The following is a 16,056-nucleotide window of genomic DNA, read 5'->3' on the forward strand; positions in this document are numbered from 1 at the left end:
GGAAACGATATCGATGGCAAGGTCTTTTATGGAAATGTCATGCGATTCCCACCGGTCACGACACGCGAATCGCAACAAGTGATTCCATTCCCGTAGCTGCAGTGATTCTCAGTAGCCCGAACGCTGCTTGCCGACGCCGCCGCCACGGCCGTAGCGGCCGGCCAGCGACCGCAGCGCGCCGGAAAACTCGGTGACATCGGCGCCGACGGCCACGAAGCTCGCGCCGAGATCGAGATAATGGCGGTTCAGGGTTTCGCTGAACGTCAGGATGCCGGCCGCCTTGCCGGATTTCAGGATCGTGCCGATCGCCTTCTCGATCACCTCCTGGACCTCAGGGGCCTCCATGCGACCGAGATAACCCATGTCGGCCGAAAGATCGGCCGGGCCGATGAAGACGCCGTCGACACCGTCCACTGCGGCGATGTTCTCCAGGTCGCGGATCGAGGCCATGGTCTCGGCCTGGACGATCAGGCAGATTTCGTCGGCGGCCGTCTCGGCATAGTCGGGAATGGAGTTGAAGCCGGAGGCGCGGGCGACGGCGGCACCGACGCCGCGCACGCCGCGTGGCGGATAACGCACGGCCCGGACGAGTTCCCTCGCCTGCTCGGCCGAATCGACCATCGGCACGAGCAACGTGCGGGCGCCGATATCGAGCATCTGCTTGATGAGCCAGGTCTCGCCGACCGGCGGCCGCACGACCACTTCGGAGGGCGAGGTGGCAAGCGCCTGTAACTGCGCCAGAATGCTGCGCAGGTCGTTGGGGCCGTGCTCGCCGTCGATCACCAGCCAGTCGAAACCGGCATGGCCGGCGATCTCGGCGGTCAGCGCCTCGCCCATGTTCAGCCAGAGGCCGATCTGCGGCTGGCGGGCCTTCAGCGCCGCCTTGAAGTGATTCTTCGGAGACGGCATGGCGTTTCCCTTCAGGAGAGGAGCTGTTTCAGGTCGGCGGCCGGATCGGCGAGGATGGCGCGGCTCGGTTCGATGCCGGTATCGAGCAGTTTCTTGCCGCTCACATAGGCCTTGGCATCGTTGATTGCGTCGACGGCGATGAACCGGCCCTCGCGGAAATACCAGATCGACAGGCTTCCCTCGCGGGCGCCCTTGCGCACCAGCGTCTCGTCATACCCCATGTTGAAGCCGGCGATCTGCAGCTTCACATCATACTGGTCGGACCAGAACCAGGGCTTTGCGTCATAGGGCGCCGAGCCACCGGCAAGAATGGCTGCGGCGGCTTCCGCCTGGTCGACGGCGTTCTGTACCGATTCGAGACGGATGCGCTCGCCCTTCCAGGGCAGCATGGCGCAGTCGCCCATGGCGAATATGGACGGATCGGAGGTGCGGGCGAATTCGTCGACGATCACGCCGTTGCCAACTGCGAGGCCGCATTCCTGCGCCAGTTCGTCGTTCGGCTTGACGCCGATGCCGACGATGACGAAATCGACCTCGATAGTGCTGCCGTCGGAGAGTTCAGCGGCGCGCACGTGTTTCCCTTCCGGGCCGCCTCCACCTACCAGGCGGTGCAGGCCGGTCTTTTCGCGGATGACTACGCCGTGGCTGTCGTGAATGGCGCGCATCACGTCGGCGGTCTCTTCTGCTGCGACGCGCTGAAGGATGCGGTCGGCCATTTCGATCAACGTCACTTCGAGGCCGAGATGGCGGGCGACGGCGGCCGCTTCGAGGCCGATATAACCGCCGCCTATAATAAGGAGCCGGCGGCCCGGCTTCATCTCGCCGGCGAGCAAGTCGGCATCGCGCTTGTCGCGCACGGTGAAGACGCCGTCGAGATCGCCGCCGACACTTGCCGGCAGCGTGCGCGGCGTCGAGCCGGTGGCGAGCGCCAGAGTGTCGTATTCAAGCACGGCACCGTCTTGCATACGGACGAACTTTGCCTTGCGGTCGATCTCCTCGACATAGGTCGAGAGCAGAAGCTCGACATCGTTTTCGGCAAACCAGCTTTCGGGCCGGAAGGTCAGCCGCTCGAACTCCATTTCGCCGAGCAGATATTTCTTGGAGAGCGGCGGGCGCTGATAAGGGATCACGTTTTCCGAACCGATAATCGTAATCGGCCGCGCATCCTTCAAGGCCCGGAGTTTTGCAGCGAGCGCGAAACCCGCCTGGCCCGCGCCAATTATCACCAACCTGCCCGTCACGTCTCGCTCCCACACCGATCATGGTTTCGTTGATAGCACCACTAATCCGATCGCAAGGGGTATCCCCGCGACACTGGTCCGTCAACAACGCGACATGGCCGATTACGCGCAATGAGTTCGCAGCTGTCCCATACGGAAAGGAAAAACCGCCTCTACAGCGTTAAAACCGGGATTTGTCTCCAATATCCCCGTCGATCCGTCGCATTTTATCATTCCGTTTCAGAATGTGTCAGCGCAGGAGGAATATAGTCACAGAGTAGGAATGAAAACGGGAGGGTGTCATGCCCTTGACTATGGACCAGGACACCAGAAAAGACGGCCCGCGCGACCGGGCCTTCGAAAAGTTCACGATCGACCGCCCCGGCAAGGTCATCCTTGTCGGCCATCATCTCAGCACCAAAACCAGCTTCCGCTGCCTGATCCGCAGCATCTCGCTCTACGGTGCGGAGATCGAGGTCGGCCCGACCCTGCCGATGCCCAACAACTTCTTCCTCGAAATCCTCGGCATCCATGACGACATCGGATGCACGGTGATCCGCCGCGAGGAAGAGAAGGTCACCGTCGGCTTCAACATGCTGATCGACGCCGAGTTTCTGCATCACGTGATCCGGCTGAGCTTCGAGACGAGTCATTGACGGGCAGATAGTCTCGCGGCCGGGAGGCCTTTTCCTCCCCGCCGCTCATGGCCGCCGCTCGCCAGCCGCGACAGCAACGGCACGGCCCACAGCAGCCCGGCCCATTCGGCACCCTCGAGGGGATCGGCCATCGGATGCCGCGGCCCGTTCAGGCAGCACCTGTCCTTTCCCTTGTTCAGCTGTTCCCAAAGTCTCACCCAGTTGAGAAGCATGGCAGTCACTCCATCTATGATGCGGTGCCATCGAGCTAGCGATTTGCCGCGCGGCTTGTAGACGCGCCGGCGAAAGCCGCTTTTCATCCATGAACGATGGGAAGATCACCGGTGAAACGATAGGGTGCCTGATATGACGGATGCGGGCTGGGACGATCTCAAACTGTTTCTGCATGTGGCGAGCGAAGGGGGCTTGAGCGGTGCCGCCGCCCGCACGGGCCTCAGTGCCCCGACGATCGGCCGGCGGATGCTAGCGCTCGAGCGGGCAACCGGCCGGAGCCTGTTCGTGCGCAGCCATCAGGGCTACCGGCTGGCGCCGGATGGAGAAACGCTGCTCGAACACGTCCGCGCCATGCAAAGAACCGCCGACAGCATCGCCGACTGGAACGGACAAGCCTTTGCCATGCCGATCGTCTCTATCGGCGCCGATGCCTGGCTTTCCGGTTACATCGGCGATCACACGCCGGAGATCAGGGGCAGAGAGGACCGGTTCCGGCTCTGCTGCAAGTCTTTGCACAAGGGCGTCGATTTCACCTATCGCGAGGCGGATATCGGGATCGTCGCCCGGAGGCCGGAATCGGGCAATGTAGCGATCCGCCGATCGGTCGTTGTCGCACACTCTATATATAGGGCGAGCGCGCTGGCCGAAGACGAGACCATGCCCTGGGTTTCGCTCGGTACCGACAACTCCCATTCCGCGGCCGATAAATGGGTGTTCCAGCATCACGAAGCCGATATTCGCACCTGGACCAATTCGCCGGATATCCTTCCGAGGCTGATTGCCAGCGGCAACGGCCGGGGTGTGCTGCCGTGCTTCATCGGTGATTCCGTTCCCGGCCTGGTGCGCGAGGGCGGCATCATCGCAGAGCTTACCTATACAATGTGGATCGTCGCCAATGACGACGACCGGCACCGACCGGAAGTGCGTCAGGTCATCGAAAGGCTCGACGCGCTTTTCAAACGGGAGGTGAAAAGATTTAGCGGCGATCAAGCCTAATCGAGCCCAACCAGACTTGCATGCCGGTGAATCGATCCTATTGTGTGCCGGTTTTAAAGAACCGGAACTGAAATCCATGCCTGCATTCTCGCGCTTTACACCGCTGATCAGCGCCCTTCCCGCCACCGTCCCCTTCGTCGGACCCGAGGCCATCGAGCGCAATCGCGGCCTCATGGTGAAGGCACGCATCGGCGCCAATGAAAACGGCTTCGGCCCTGCGCCTTCCGTCATCGAAGCGATCAGCGCTGCGGCGGCAAGCACCTGGAAATATGCAGATCCGGAAAATTTCGAACTGAAGCAGGCGCTCGCCGCGCATCTGCGCTGTCAGATCAACAACATTGCCGTCGGCGAAGGCATAGACAGCCTGCTCGGGCTGATCGTCCGGATGGTGATCGAGCCGGGCATGCCGGTCGTCACCTCGTTCGGCGCCTATCCGACGTTCAACTTCCATGTGGCCGGCCATGGCGGCCGGCTGGTGACGGTGCCTTACGTCGACGACCGCGAAAACCTCGATGGGCTGTTGGAAGCCGTTCGCCGCGAAAGCGCGCCGCTGGTCTATTTCGCCAATCCCGACAATCCGATGGGAAGCTGGTGGGATGCCGACAGCATCGTCGCTTTTGCCAAAGCGCTGCCGGAAACCTGCCTGATGATTCTCGACGAAGCCTATTGCGAGACCGGCCCGGCCGGCGCGACGCCTGATATCGCCGCCCTGATCGACAGGCCGAATATCATCCGCACCCGGACCTTCTCGAAGGCCTACGGCATGGCCGGCTCGCGAGTGGGTTATGCGATCTCGACGCCCGGCACTGCCGAGGCCTTCGACAAGATCCGCAATCACTTCGGCATGAACCGGATCGGCATCGCCTCGGCACTCGCGGCGCTGAAAGACCAGGCCTACCTCTCTCAGGTGATTGGGCAGATCAAGGCCTCGCGGGACCGGATCGCGGCCATCGCTGAAACCAACGGCCTGAAGCCGCTGGCGTCCGCCACCAATTTCGTGGCGATCGATTGCGGCCGCGACGGCGCCTATGCGCGCTCGATCGTCGATGGGCTGATGGAGCACGGGGTTTTCATCCGCATGCCGGGTGTCGCGCAGCTCAACCGCTGCATCCGCGTCAGCACAGGCCCGGAATCGGACATGGCGCTGTTCGAAGAAGCGCTGCCGAAGGTACTGAAGAGCCTTTAGGCTATACGAAAAACGACCGCGCCGGCCTTGTTCCTGCCGGTCGCGGTCTCAATTTCCGACGATCGTCCCCGTCCAGACCGACCGTCCTGTTTCCCGATCCCCTCTTGGGTGCTGTCTTTTGGATTGTTCTCCCGCCGGCCCTCTTGCGGGGCCGGTCAATTCGTCGACCACGGCGCTCCCTGAAGGCGCTCAGTGCATGGTCATCCATTCGCGAGCGGCGCGGAGTGCCGCGGCCAGCTGCATCTTGCTCATCGTCTGAGCGAGGTCGGCGCGCAATTCGGCGGCGCGATCGGAGCCCTTGATCGCGGCGATGTTGAGCCATTTGTGTGCGGAGATCAGATCGACGTCGCAACCACGACCGGTCGCATACATCAAGCCCATTTCGCAGAAAGTGTCGGCGCGGGTTTCGCCACCCATGGTGGCCATTCCGGAATTGTTCATTTCAAAGCGTGCCATCGGTTTGATCCCTGTTAAAGCCTGTTGTTCGTCGTCTGCCCTGTTTTTTGCCCTTTCGGGCTCCATCCGGATCACCGTCTTGAAGCGGCTGTTTTGATCCTTCCGGCCGGCGGTTTTTTCCGCTCGTTTGATGACTTCACTATGCGCCCAACCTTCCAAAAGACGCCTAAAAAGCATGATTAATTCAACGAAAACAAAGTTCAAACGCTTCGTAAATTTGAGTTTTTGTTAAACATGGGATGCCTTGCATTTTAAGGAATTCGCGGAGATTTTTACGAAAAGTTTAGGAAGCGATTTAAACCGATCGCTAACTACGAATACGGTTCGGTTCGGTGAACCTGTCTCCAGGGCTGTGGAAAACCCGGCCTTCCCGAGCGCTGAAATTCCGCCATATCGGGCCAAACCCATATTTACCTTTACGTGTGCGTAAGATAAATTTCGGCACGAGTTCGTCCGGAGGGGTGCGAACTGAAGGAAACCGCGCCGTCTGTCTGCTCTCGAAGAGCTCAGCGGCGGAAGCGAAGGAGGAGAACAATCATGATGCGCAGACTGATGCTTGTTGCAGTGCTGACACTTGCCGCGACCGGAGCCCGAGCCGCAGAGCCGATCGAAGGCAATTGGAAGACCGCCAGCGGCGAGACCGCGGTGATCGGCAAATGCGGTACCGCCTATTGCGTGACGCTGAAGACCGGCAAACATTCGGGCAAGCAGATCGGCAAGCTCTCCGGCAAGGACGGCGAATATAGCGGCGAGATCACCGATCCCGCGGAGGACAAGACCTATAGCGGATCCGGATCGGTCAGCGGCAATTCGCTCAAGATGAAAGGCTGCGTCCTCGCCATCCTTTGCAAGTCGCAGACGTGGACGCGCCTCTAAGCCGATCGTCCAAATATCGTCCCCTATAAGAAGTGCAGCGATGGCCGCGCCGGCAACGGCACGGCCGTTTTTCGTTTCCAACCGTCAAGAGGTGCCCTAATATTTTGCTGCGCCGCATCAAGAAAAGGCAATTTGGTCACGCAAACGGCATCGATTCTGGGCGTAAAAATCCGCAAAATTTCGATGTCACAGTTTTGTGAAAAGCTTGAATACCCCTTGAACACGATTTACGCCACATAAAAGCCATGAAAATGACATGGTCGCCGGAAAATTACACGTAACCGGTGTAAATGCTTTCAGAACCACATATCATGCTGATTTTGCTGGTTAATTATCTTAACGAATTGTAACTTAATCGATTTATTCGTGGCTTTTTCCGTGAAATAGCTGCTCTATGCGCTTTTTGCGTGCATTTTCCCCGAGCGCTTTTCGTTGTCAACGTTTCGTTGACAGCAGTCGCCGAAATGGGGGGCTTCCGGATCGAACCGATCGGTCCGATATCAGCATCGCAAACAGAAATTCACTCTGGTTCGGCCCAAGACCGAACCGAACATAACTCAAGGATAAAGACAATGACCAAGATCACTTCCGCTATCGCCGCAGCCCTTATCGCTTCGGCCTCGTTCGCTTCCGTCGCCCTCGCTGAAGGCGACTATTACGAAGGCGCCTCCAAGGCTTCCGCTACCGTCGACCATGTTCAGACCGGCAGCATTGCTCAGGATCAACAGAACCAGGTCCCGGCTCCGATCGGCCGCGGCGACTACTACGAAGGCGCAAACCGCCCGAACTAATCGCAGCTCATTCAAGATACCGAAACAATTTCCGCAGGCCAGGTCGCAAACTTTGAAGCCTCGGAACACTCTGAAGGGACTACCACAATGACCAGGATCACTTCCGCTATCGCCGCAGCCCTTATCGCTTCGGCTTCCTTCGCCACCGCCGCTCTTGCTGAAGGCAACTATTACGAAGGCGTCACCCCGCCGTCGGCTGGCCAGCAGCACCCGGCAACACATCAGAAGGCCCAGGGTTCGGCCAGCTACGGCTATACGGGCTCGGTCTCCAACGCTCAGGGTTCGAACCAGTCCTTCGATGGCACGGTCACCCTGGATCGTGGCGACTATTATGAAGGCGCAAACCGGCCGAACTAATCGCCGTTCATTGAAGACACCGAAACAATCTCCGCAGGCCAGGTCGCAAACTAAGAGCCGCGGGTAACTCTGAAGGGACTACCACCATGACCAAGATCACTTCCGCTATCGCCGCAGCCCTTATCGCTTCGGCCTCCTTCGCTTCCGTCGCTCTTGCTGAAGGCGACTATTACGAAGGCGCCTCCAAGGCTTCCGCTACCGTCGATCATGTTCAGACCGGCAGCATCGGCCAGAAAGCTGAAGCCCAGAATGCCGACGTCAACAGCGGCGACTATTTCGACGGCGCCAACCGCCCGAACTAATCGCAGCTCATTCAAGATACCGAAACAATCTCCGCAGGCCAGGTCGCAAACTTTGAAGCCGCGGGTAACTCTGAAGGGACTACCACCATGACCAAGATCACTTCCGCTGTCGCCGCAGCCCTTATCGCTTCGGCTTCCTTCGCTTCCGTCGCCCTCGCTGAAGGCGACTATTACGAAGGCGCCTCCAAGGCTTCCGCTACCGTCGATCATGTTCAGACCGGCAGCATCGGCCAGAAGGCTGACACCCAGAAGGCCGACGTCAACAGCGGCGACTATTTCGACGGCGCCAACCGCCCGAACTAATCGCAGCTCATTCAAGATAACCGAAACAATTTCCGCAGGCCGGGTCGCAACTTTGACGCCGCGGAACACTCTGAAAGGACTACCACAATGACCAGGATCACTTCCGCTATCGCCGCAGCCTTCATCGCTTCGGCCTCTTTCGCCACCGCCGCTCTCGCCGATGAAGGCGACTATTACGAAGGCGCACAGCCCACCCAGCAGGCTCGGTCCGTCCATGGCGCTCGCGTCGACAGCTTCGGCTATACCGGTTCGATCGCTCGCGCCAAGGGTTCCGACCAGTCGAACCAGTCGTTCGACGGCACCGTCACCCTGAACCGTGGCGACTATTACGAAGGCGCAGTTCGCCCGAACTAACCGCCTCCTATTCAAGATACCGAACATATGTCCGCAGGACGGGTCGCAAACTCACTGCCGCGGGCAACTCTGAAAGGCATAAGACAATGACAAAGATGACTTCCGCCCTCGCCGCAGCCCTGATCGCTTCGGTTTCGTTCGCCGGTGCAGTACTTGCTGAAGGCGACTATTACCAGGGCGCCGAGAAGACCGGGCCTGCCACAGCCATCGATCGCCTGAACACCGGCAGCATCGATCGTCAGGACGGCAAGCTTCCGTTCAACAATGGCGGTGGCCGCGATAACCGTGCTTCCGATCTGGACAGCGGCGACTACTACAACGGCGTCAACCGCCCGAACTAATTTCGAAGTTCGTTCGCCATCGATAGCCGCACAGAGCCTTGCCCGGTGCGGGATCAAACAGACAGCAAATATATGGAAAAATGAAATACCAGCCGCGCGAGCGGCTGGTATTCGCAGTTCATTCAAGACACCGATTGGAAAGACGGGTCGCAATCGTCTTTCCGGTGCGTGATGGCCGGACTCTGAAACCCGCCATCGAGTTCAAGATTAAGTGAAGCTTTTCCACGAATCAATCACGTTGATGCTCTTCTTCGTGAGATTTCCTGCATTTGGCCCTGTGCCGCCCGTTTTCTGCAATATCAAAGGCTTTTTGCCGAGCAGAAAAAACCGCTGGTTGGCACCTCCGCTCCATTTCTATTGGAACGATCCTCGCCTCCAGGGATTTGTATCTCGGACGGAGCGATGAACCTATCGCTTCGCGCCATAAGACCAGATGGAAAGGACAGGAAAATGAAAGCCTATCTGACTTCCGGTACTGCCGCTCTTATCATTTCGGCCGGTTTCGCCGGTGCCGCCGCTGCTCAAAACGCGGTTTATTCGGACCCGAACGGCCTGCCTCACTCGCCGCCGACTATTCAGCAGGATCGCGGCCAGGATCGCAGTAGCGGCGTGGACACCATGTCGACCGGCAGCATCTATCCGAGCACCGGCTACATGTACAACAATAACACGAGCGGCAACGCCGATCTCGATGGTGGACAGGACGAAGGCGACTACTACGACGGTACTCTGCGTCCGCATAATTAAGCAGTTGCTTCAAGATACCGCATCTCGCGCAGGTCGCAGCCAATGCGCGGGATGACCTCTCCACCGACAGACCAATTTCAAGCCGGCCCTCGTGGCCGGCTTTTTCGTGCCGGCAGCGTTCTGCGGGTGCCTATGCCGCGGTAAGGGGGCGCGGATGTTGCCGCGGGCGGCGTCATCGATTCGGTGGGCACCCGATCCCTTCGACGTTAACCATTCTGAACCCTGGATGAAACTCTCTCTCAGGACGCATTCAGCCGCACGCCTTTATTCTGCCGTCATTGGCTTTGGGGAGAGAACCATGACCATCCTTGCACGCCGCCTGACAATAGTAACTCTGATCATGACGATTTTTGCATTCGCCTTTGCCGCACTCGTGGCCGCCCCGGCGCGCAACGATCTGCGCGTGCATCTCGGCACCGGCGTGCCTTGCTATCATCCCGCCACGCCAAATTGCGTCGCGGCACTTTGAAAAAGTTCAGGTGTTCAAGCGGCGGGAGCCTTTCAACGTCGTTTGATTGTTATTGAGTTCTCTCTATAATAGCGCATGAACACACGAATCTTTTCCTTGACCCCGCTTTCCTTCATCAGCCCCAGCCCGGTAGAGCCGCGCGCCTTCGACAATCCGGTCGAGGCGGTCGATGCCCTGACCGAACTCTACGAACGCAATACGAAATTCCTGATCGACGCGTTCGGGGCGCTTGCCGATGGTGCGGCCGTGACCGGCCGCTACCGTGCCTGCTATCCGCAGGTCAGCATCGAAACGACCTCCTTCGGCCACGCCGACTCGCGCCTCTCCTACGGCCATGTCTCGTCGCCCGGCGTCTATACGACGACGATCACCCGCCCGAAGCTGTTCCGGCATTACCTGAAAGAGCAGCTCGGCCTCCTGATGCGCAACCACAGCGTTCCGGTGACGATCTCGGAATCGACGACACCGATCCCGCTGCATTTCGCCTTCAGCGAAGGCGCGCATGTGGAGGCATCGGCGACCAGTTCGCTGGCCGACATCTCGTTGCGCGACCTCTTCGACACGCCGGATCTCAACAACACCGACGACCTGATCGCCAACGGCGAATACGAGCAGGTGCCCGGAGAGCCGGCGCCGCTTGCGCCGTTCACCGCCCAGCGCATCGACTATTCGCTGGCCCGGCTCAGCCACTATACCGCGACCAGCGCCGATCACTTCCAGAACTTCGTGCTGTTCACAAACTACCAGTTCTACATCGACGAATTCGCGGCCTGGGCCCGTGAGATGATGGCAAAGGGCGGCGACGGCTACACGGCCTTCGTGGAGCCCGGCAATATCGTTACGCTTGCAGGCAGCGACAGGCCGGAAACCGATGCGGTCGTCCGCCTGCCGCAGATGCCTGCCTATCATCTGAAGAAGAAGGGCCATGCGGGCATCACGCTCGTCAATATCGGCGTCGGGCCTTCGAACGCCAAGACGATCACCGACCATATCGCCGTACTGCGACCGCATGCCTGGCTAATGGTTGGCCATTGCGCCGGCCTGCGCAACAGCCAGCGCCTCGGCGACTATGTGCTGGCCCATGCCTATGTGCGCGAGGACCACGTGCTCGACGACGACCTGCCGGTATGGATCCCGATCCCGGCACTTGCCGAAGTGCAGCAGGCGCTCGAAAGCGCCGTCGAGGAGGTCACCGGCTACCAGGGCTTCGAGCTGAAGCGGATCATGCGCACCGGCACCGTTGCGACGATCGACAACCGCAACTGGGAACTGCGCGACCAGCGCGGACCGGTGAAGCGGCTCTCCCAGTCAAGGGCAATCGCGCTGGACATGGAATCGGCGACGATCGCCGCCAACGGTTTCCGCTTCCGCGTGCCCTACGGGACACTGCTCTGCGTCTCCGACCGGCCGCTTCATGGCGAACTGAAACTGCCCGGCATGGCGACCGCCTTCTACCGCACCCAGGTCAGCCAGCACCTGCAGATCGGCATCCGCGCCGTGCAGAAACTCGCGGCCATGCCGACCGAGACACTGCATTCGCGCAAGCTGAGAAGCTTTTATGAGACGGCGTTTCAGTGACAGCGCCATAATTTAGGACTATATTCTGGACTCTCAGGAGGGTTCCCGATGCGCATGTCCTTAAATATCGACGACGACCTCTTGAACGAGGCGAAGGAAATCACCGGCTTGCCGATCACGGCAACCGTAGAGGAGATCCTTCAACATCTGGTCACGAACGAACGCCGACGCCGCGCTTTCAAGGAGCTTGAAGGCATGGGCTGGGATGGCCCTCATCACAGCCGGCCGACCTTCGAGACCCTGGCATCCGAATTTCGAGCCCTAACCGCCAATCGCGACCACACGCCTTCCCAAATGTTGATGCGCGAAGGACGCCAAGAACGGTGACGACCTTCGTCGTCGACGCAAGCGTCGTCATCAAATGGGTCATCCAGGAGACAGGGACTTCCGAGGCGCTGTCCCTTCTCGACGGCAATGCGCTGATTGCCCCGGATCTGATCCTTGTCGAATGCGCCAACATCCTCTGGAAGAAGGTACGGCGGAAAGAGCTTTCCGCCGTAGAGGCACTTTTCGGCGCCCGGCTCATCGAGGGCTCGGACCTGCAATTGCGAGAAATGCTACCGCTCTTGAACGCCAGTCTCGAACTCGCGATCGAACTCGATCATCCGGCTTATGACTGCATCTATCTGGCCCTTGCGCTGAAGGAAAATCTTCGCTTCGTCACTGCAGATGAAAGCCTCGTTCGGAAGCTGCGGCAAAGCGCCGACAAGAGATTTCGTGACGCGGCGATATCGCTGAGCGAATTAGCTTAACGATCGCGCGCCGGCCTCGCCACCAGCAATGACAGTGCCGTCCCGACCAGCGACGAGACGATCACCAGCAGATGCGTGTTGACCGCCGCCTGGCCGAGTTCCGCCAGGGGCAGTCCGGCCGTGCCGGCGCCGAAGGCGATGGCGCCGGCGGTGATGCCGGCGGGATAGGTGCCGACGCCGGCCGGTGCATGCATGGGGAGCACGGAAGAGAGTTCGCCGCCGAGCGCGCCGCCGAAGCTTGCGGCGATGGACAGCCCGCCGAGCAGGTCGAGGACCCAGGCGAGGACGGCGATCTTGGTGAACCAGTTGATCAGTGTCGCGCCCCAGGCGCGGGCGAAGGCTTTTGCATCGAGCGGCAGGCCGGCTTCGACCTCCTCGAGCAGTTTTTTCGCCTTGTCCGGCAGAACCTTGGCTGCAAGCCGGAAGGCCGGGCCGCGCAGCGCGAAGGCGATTGCCGGCAGGATCAGGAAGGCGAGCCAGAGCGTCCAGGCCCAGAGCTTTCCTGTCTGCAGCGCCAGACCCGTGCCGGCGGCGGCGAGCAGCGCATGCAGGTCGAAGAGCCGCATGACCAACAGCGCCGCGGTGCTGCGCGCAACGCCCAGGCCGAACTCGCGCTTCATCAGCAGCGGAAAGCTTGCTTCACCGGTGCGAAAGGGCAGCATGATGTTGAGAAGGTTATGGACCTGGACGAGCCTCAGCAGCGTGCCGAAATGGCCGCCGGTCTCGGCCGGGAAATAGTCGTAGATGCGCCAGGTGCGCAGGACATAAGTGCCGAGCAGCAGTGCGAGCGCTATCGCCGCAGAGCCCCAGCCGGCGCCGCTCCACAGGGACACGACGCTCTGCCAGCCCCAGACCCACTGGATGAACGTGGCGTACAGCAAGATGATCGCCACCGTCCCGAGCGTCATCGCGTGGCGAATTATCCACGCCCGGCGACTGGCAACCGGAGAATTCTTCATATAGTAGGGTGCCCCATGTGAAATTTCGGGTTTCGGCCATTGTCAGAGGCCTTTCCAGCCCGTGGTTTAGGAGAAACGCAAGGTGCGTACAACAGCAGAGTCGGTGACGGACCGCATCGAGACGGCCGAGCCGATCGAACTGTCCCTCGTCGTGCCCCTCTTCAATGAAGAAGAAAGCGTGCGCCCGCTGATCGAACGGATCTGCGCGGCGATGGCCGGCTACGCGGCGAGCTGGGAACTCATCCTCGTCGACGACGGCAGCACGGACGCGACGATCGCCAATGCCCGCGAAGCGCTCAATCGCCCCGGCCTCGACCTGAAGATCGTCGCGCTGCAGCGCAATTTCGGCCAGACGGCCGCGATGCAGGCCGGCATCAACCAGGCGAACGGCCGGTTGATCGCGACGCTCGACGGCGACCTGCAGAACGACCCGAAGGACATTCCCGGCATGGTGGCCGAGCTGGAGCGGCGCGAGCTGGACCTGCTGGTCGGCTGGCGCAAGAACCGTCAGGACGGGCTGCTGCTGCGCAAGGTGCCCTCCTTCATCGCCAACCGGTTGATCGGCCGCATCACCGGCGTGCGGCTGCACGACTATGGCTGTTCCTTGAAGATCTATCGCGGCACGGTGATCAAGCAGGTCAAGCTGATGGGCGAGATGCACCGCTTCATTCCGGCCTGGGTTGCCGGCGTGGTGCCGAGCTCGCGGATCGGCGAAATGCCGGTGACCCACCATGCGCGCCAGCACGGCGTTTCCAAATACGGGATTTCCCGCACATTCCGGGTGATCCTCGATCTGCTATCGGTGATGTTCTTCATGCGCTTCAAGGCGCGGCCGGGACATTTCTTCGGCTCGCTCGGCCTCGGGCTGGGGGCGCTGTCGGCGATCATCCTCTTTTACCTGTTCATCGACAAGTTCATCATGGGCAACGACATCGGCACCCGGCCGCTGTTCCTCATCGGCGTCATGCTGTTCCTGTCGGCGGTGCAGATGATCACCACCGGCATTATCGCGGAAATGATCGCCCGCACCTATTATCGCGATGACAACTCGCTCAGCTACATCGTCAGGGAAGTCTATGAGGGCGATGCGGCGCATCAGTGACGCGCTTGCCCGCCGTCCCGACCTCGTCCTCTGGCTGATCGCTGCATATTATGTGCTGGCAATCACCCTCAGGGTGCTGCGCTCGGAGGCGCTCGAAAGCGACGAGGCGGAACAGCTCTACCAGTCGCAGTTCCTGCTGATGGGCTACGGCCGTCAGCCGCCGTTCTACAACTGGCTGCAATACGGGGTTGTCCACCTGATCGGTCCGTCGGTCCTTGCGGTCGCGCTGGTCAAGAACCTGCTGCTGTTCCTCACCTGTGCGGTCTATGGGCTTGCGGCCCGGGTGCTGCTGAAGGACCCGCGGCTTGTCGCCATCGCCATGATCGGCGTGATCGCCATGCCGGCGGTCAGCGTCATGTCGCAAAGGGACCTGACGCATGCGATCGCCACACTGTTTGCCGTCGCACTGTTCTTTTATGGCTTCCTCAAGACGCTGACGCGGCCAACCCCTTGGACCTACCTGCTCACTGGCATCGCGGTCGGGTTCGGGCTGATCGCCAAGTATAATTTCGTCATCGTGCCCGTCGCGGCGATCCTCGCCATCCTGCCGGAACCGGAGCTTCGCAAGCGCATTCTCGACTGGCGGATGATCCCGGCACTTGCCGTCACAGCGGTGATCTGCCTGCCGCACGGGCTTTGGGTACTCGGAAACCTGGGCGAAGCGACGGCCGGGACGATCAAGGCGATGCGCGAGGACGCGTCGGGCAACCCCATTCTCGACCGGCTGTCCGGTATAGCCACGCTTCTGGCAGCGGTATTGACTGGCGGGCTGCCGGTGCTCGCCTTTTTCCTGATCGCCTTCCGGCGGCCGCTCATCGATGCCTGGCAGGCGACGAACCAATGGACGCGGGTGATCGGCCGGACGCTCGTCATCTGCCTGATCGCCGTCGGACTGATCGGGCTCGGTTTCGGCGCCACCAGCATCAGCGAGAAATGGCTGTCGCCGTTCCTGGTTCTGCTGCCCCTCTATCTCTGCCTGAAGCTCGAGGCGGCCAAGGCGGATACGCGCCGCAGCATCCCGCGGCTGCTGTTTCCGGTGGCGGTGCTGGCGCTCGGCTTCGTCGTCTATATCGCGCTCGGCAATGTCATCGGCCCGATGTTCGGCGATTATACCAAGGAAAACCTGCCGTCCGGGCCGTTCATCGAACAGGTGGTGGCGGAGCATGCCGGCGCCAAGCCGGCCTATGTGATGACCGACGATCCCTATCTTGCCGGAAGCGCCCGGCTGGAACTGCCGCAGGCCCGCGTGCTGCTGCAAAGTTTCGGGCAGACGCCGCCACTCGGCGAGGCGGAGAGAAACCAGCCGGGGCTGATCGTCTGGCAGGGGAGCGGGGAAACGCTCGATGCTCTCAAGCCATATCTGCAGGCGAACGGGGTCGCGGCGGAAGGCTTGGCGCCGGCGATCAAGGTCGTGCCTTATCTCTTCTCGGGTGGACGGGACAGTGTCATGTTCGGTTATGCATGGGTGGAGCCCGCGAAATAGGACAAG

Annotated in this window: 21 protein-coding genes; 17 read left to right on the forward strand and 4 right to left on the reverse strand. The window is 60.7% G+C overall.

Translation table 11 applies throughout. The features are described 5' to 3' along the window. Window positions 1-108: 108 nt before the first annotated feature. Window positions 109-909 (reverse strand): aldolase/citrate lyase family protein, encoded by an 801-nt coding sequence (locus C5L10_RS27060; protein WP_105432181.1) that lies wholly within the window; start codon window positions 907-909, stop codon window positions 109-111. 11 nt (window positions 910-920) lie between these two features. After that, window positions 921-2,150, reverse strand: coding sequence for an NAD(P)/FAD-dependent oxidoreductase (locus tag C5L10_RS27065; RefSeq protein ID WP_105432182.1), 1,230 nt, complete (start codon window positions 2,148-2,150; stop codon window positions 921-923). Between the two features lie 281 nt (window positions 2,151-2,431). Here C5L10_RS27065 and C5L10_RS27070 point away from each other — a divergent pair, with 281 nt between their 5' ends. The 3 genes from C5L10_RS27070 to C5L10_RS27080 all read left to right on the forward strand — a co-directional run bounded on the left by C5L10_RS27070 (window position 2,432) and on the right by C5L10_RS27080 (window position 5,180). Beyond that, the gene (locus C5L10_RS27070; RefSeq protein ID WP_080951253.1) at window positions 2,432-2,785 is read left to right on the forward strand and encodes a PilZ domain-containing protein; all 354 of its coding nucleotides are present in this window, start codon (window positions 2,432-2,434) and stop codon (window positions 2,783-2,785) included. A 345-nt stretch (window positions 2,786-3,130) separates the two neighbouring features. Beyond that, complete coding sequence (locus C5L10_RS27075; RefSeq protein WP_105432183.1) at window positions 3,131-3,994, forward strand: LysR family transcriptional regulator; 864 nt, start codon at window positions 3,131-3,133, stop codon at window positions 3,992-3,994. Between the two features lie 76 nt (window positions 3,995-4,070). Continuing rightward, window positions 4,071-5,180 (forward strand): pyridoxal phosphate-dependent aminotransferase, encoded by a 1,110-nt coding sequence (locus tag C5L10_RS27080; RefSeq protein WP_105432184.1) that lies wholly within the window; start codon window positions 4,071-4,073, stop codon window positions 5,178-5,180. A gap of 189 nt (window positions 5,181-5,369) precedes the next feature. On the opposite strand, the gene C5L10_RS27085 is transcribed toward C5L10_RS27080, so the two are convergent. Continuing rightward, complete coding sequence (locus tag C5L10_RS27085) at window positions 5,370-5,636, reverse strand: sel1 repeat family protein (protein ID WP_046637522.1); 267 nt, start codon at window positions 5,634-5,636, stop codon at window positions 5,370-5,372. 537 nt (window positions 5,637-6,173) lie between these two features. On the opposite strand from C5L10_RS27085, the gene C5L10_RS27090 reads away from it, so the two are divergent. The 12 genes from C5L10_RS27090 (at window position 6,174) to C5L10_RS27140 (ending at window position 12,506) form a co-directional block, all read left to right on the forward strand. After that, a complete protein-coding gene (locus C5L10_RS27090) occupies window positions 6,174-6,512 on the forward strand; it encodes a DUF2147 domain-containing protein (RefSeq protein WP_046668429.1) in 339 nt (112 codons plus the stop codon). Window positions 6,513-7,084: 572 nt separating this feature from the next. Further along, entirely contained in the window at window positions 7,085-7,303 is a 219-nt protein-coding gene (locus tag C5L10_RS27095) for a hypothetical protein (protein ID WP_105432185.1), read from the forward strand. 87 nt (window positions 7,304-7,390) lie between these two features. Further along, window positions 7,391-7,660, forward strand: a complete 270-nt coding sequence (locus C5L10_RS27100; RefSeq protein WP_105432186.1) for a hypothetical protein — start codon at window positions 7,391-7,393, stop codon at window positions 7,658-7,660. Window positions 7,661-7,746: 86 nt separating this feature from the next. Further along, window positions 7,747-7,962: a hypothetical protein gene (locus tag C5L10_RS27105; RefSeq protein ID WP_046668432.1), complete on the forward strand. Its 216-nt coding sequence runs from the start codon at window positions 7,747-7,749 to the stop codon at window positions 7,960-7,962. A gap of 87 nt (window positions 7,963-8,049) precedes the next feature. Continuing rightward, window positions 8,050-8,265, forward strand: a complete 216-nt coding sequence (locus tag C5L10_RS27110) for a hypothetical protein (RefSeq protein WP_105432187.1) — start codon at window positions 8,050-8,052, stop codon at window positions 8,263-8,265. Window positions 8,266-8,352: 87 nt separating this feature from the next. After that, window positions 8,353-8,619 (forward strand): hypothetical protein, encoded by a 267-nt coding sequence (locus C5L10_RS27115; RefSeq protein ID WP_046668433.1) that lies wholly within the window; start codon window positions 8,353-8,355, stop codon window positions 8,617-8,619. An 86-nt stretch (window positions 8,620-8,705) separates the two neighbouring features. After that, a complete protein-coding gene (locus C5L10_RS27120) occupies window positions 8,706-8,960 on the forward strand; it encodes a hypothetical protein (RefSeq protein ID WP_105432188.1) in 255 nt (84 codons plus the stop codon). A gap of 450 nt (window positions 8,961-9,410) precedes the next feature. Continuing rightward, window positions 9,411-9,707, forward strand: a complete 297-nt coding sequence (locus C5L10_RS27125) for a hypothetical protein (RefSeq protein WP_105432189.1) — start codon at window positions 9,411-9,413, stop codon at window positions 9,705-9,707. Window positions 9,708-10,005: 298 nt separating this feature from the next. After that, a complete protein-coding gene (locus C5L10_RS33865) occupies window positions 10,006-10,176 on the forward strand; it encodes a hypothetical protein (RefSeq protein WP_172717204.1) in 171 nt (56 codons plus the stop codon). A gap of 75 nt (window positions 10,177-10,251) precedes the next feature. Beyond that, a complete protein-coding gene (gene amn, locus C5L10_RS27130) occupies window positions 10,252-11,754 on the forward strand; it encodes an AMP nucleosidase (RefSeq protein ID WP_105432190.1) in 1,503 nt (500 codons plus the stop codon). Window positions 11,755-11,802: 48 nt separating this feature from the next. After that, a complete protein-coding gene (locus C5L10_RS27135) occupies window positions 11,803-12,081 on the forward strand; it encodes a type II toxin-antitoxin system VapB family antitoxin (RefSeq protein WP_105432191.1) in 279 nt (92 codons plus the stop codon). Then, window positions 12,078-12,506, forward strand: a complete 429-nt coding sequence (locus tag C5L10_RS27140; protein WP_105432192.1) for a type II toxin-antitoxin system VapC family toxin — start codon at window positions 12,078-12,080, stop codon at window positions 12,504-12,506. The genes C5L10_RS27135 and C5L10_RS27140 overlap by 4 nt, the downstream gene beginning before the upstream one ends. On the opposite strand, the gene C5L10_RS27145 is transcribed toward C5L10_RS27140, so the two are convergent. Further along, complete coding sequence (locus tag C5L10_RS27145) at window positions 12,503-13,465, reverse strand: lysylphosphatidylglycerol synthase transmembrane domain-containing protein (RefSeq protein ID WP_105432193.1); 963 nt, start codon at window positions 13,463-13,465, stop codon at window positions 12,503-12,505. The two genes, C5L10_RS27140 and C5L10_RS27145, sit on opposite strands and share 4 nt — an antisense overlap. An 82-nt stretch (window positions 13,466-13,547) precedes the next feature. On the opposite strand from C5L10_RS27145, the gene C5L10_RS27150 reads away from it, so the two are divergent. Further along, a complete protein-coding gene (locus tag C5L10_RS27150; RefSeq protein ID WP_105432194.1) occupies window positions 13,548-14,567 on the forward strand; it encodes a glycosyltransferase family 2 protein in 1,020 nt (339 codons plus the stop codon). Continuing rightward, window positions 14,551-16,050 carry a glycosyltransferase family 39 protein gene (locus C5L10_RS27155; RefSeq protein WP_172717205.1) on the forward strand — a complete coding sequence of 500 codons (1,500 nt, stop codon included), beginning with the start codon at window positions 14,551-14,553 and terminating at the stop codon, window positions 16,048-16,050. The genes C5L10_RS27150 and C5L10_RS27155 overlap by 17 nt, the downstream gene beginning before the upstream one ends. The last annotated feature ends 6 nt before the right edge of the window (window positions 16,051-16,056 follow it).

This window comes from Neorhizobium sp. T6_25, from assembly GCF_002968555.1.
Classification (GTDB): Bacteria; Pseudomonadota; Alphaproteobacteria; order Rhizobiales; family Rhizobiaceae; genus Neorhizobium.

Bases quoted from the DNA above. Each gene is read 5' to 3' on its own strand.
- C5L10_RS27060 (WP_105432181.1), bottom strand. From the start codon at position 909: ATGCCGTCTCCGAAGAATCACTTCAAGGCGGCGCTGAAGGCCCGCCAG.
- C5L10_RS27135 (WP_105432191.1), top strand. From the start codon at position 11,803: ATGCGCATGTCCTTAAATATCGACGACGACCTCTTGAACGAGGCGAAG.
- C5L10_RS33865 (WP_172717204.1), top strand. From the start codon at position 10,006: ATGACCATCCTTGCACGCCGCCTGACAATAGTAACTCTGATCATGACG.
- C5L10_RS27105 (WP_046668432.1), top strand. From the start codon at position 7,747: ATGACCAAGATCACTTCCGCTATCGCCGCAGCCCTTATCGCTTCGGCC.
- C5L10_RS27090 (WP_046668429.1), top strand. From the start codon at position 6,174: ATGATGCGCAGACTGATGCTTGTTGCAGTGCTGACACTTGCCGCGACC.
- C5L10_RS27070 (WP_080951253.1), top strand. From the start codon at position 2,432: ATGCCCTTGACTATGGACCAGGACACCAGAAAAGACGGCCCGCGCGAC.
- C5L10_RS27155 (WP_172717205.1), top strand. From the start codon at position 14,551: ATGCGGCGCATCAGTGACGCGCTTGCCCGCCGTCCCGACCTCGTCCTC.
- C5L10_RS27075 (WP_105432183.1), top strand. From the start codon at position 3,131: ATGACGGATGCGGGCTGGGACGATCTCAAACTGTTTCTGCATGTGGCG.
- C5L10_RS27085 (WP_046637522.1), bottom strand. From the start codon at position 5,636: ATGGCACGCTTTGAAATGAACAATTCCGGAATGGCCACCATGGGTGGC.
- C5L10_RS27125 (WP_105432189.1), top strand. From the start codon at position 9,411: ATGAAAGCCTATCTGACTTCCGGTACTGCCGCTCTTATCATTTCGGCC.
- C5L10_RS27080 (WP_105432184.1), top strand. From the start codon at position 4,071: ATGCCTGCATTCTCGCGCTTTACACCGCTGATCAGCGCCCTTCCCGCC.
- C5L10_RS27145 (WP_105432193.1), bottom strand. From the start codon at position 13,465: ATGAAGAATTCTCCGGTTGCCAGTCGCCGGGCGTGGATAATTCGCCAC.
- C5L10_RS27110 (WP_105432187.1), top strand. From the start codon at position 8,050: ATGACCAAGATCACTTCCGCTGTCGCCGCAGCCCTTATCGCTTCGGCT.
- C5L10_RS27115 (WP_046668433.1), top strand. From the start codon at position 8,353: ATGACCAGGATCACTTCCGCTATCGCCGCAGCCTTCATCGCTTCGGCC.
- C5L10_RS27100 (WP_105432186.1), top strand. From the start codon at position 7,391: ATGACCAGGATCACTTCCGCTATCGCCGCAGCCCTTATCGCTTCGGCT.
- amn (WP_105432190.1), top strand. From the start codon at position 10,252: ATGAACACACGAATCTTTTCCTTGACCCCGCTTTCCTTCATCAGCCCC.
- C5L10_RS27095 (WP_105432185.1), top strand. From the start codon at position 7,085: ATGACCAAGATCACTTCCGCTATCGCCGCAGCCCTTATCGCTTCGGCC.
- C5L10_RS27120 (WP_105432188.1), top strand. From the start codon at position 8,706: ATGACAAAGATGACTTCCGCCCTCGCCGCAGCCCTGATCGCTTCGGTT.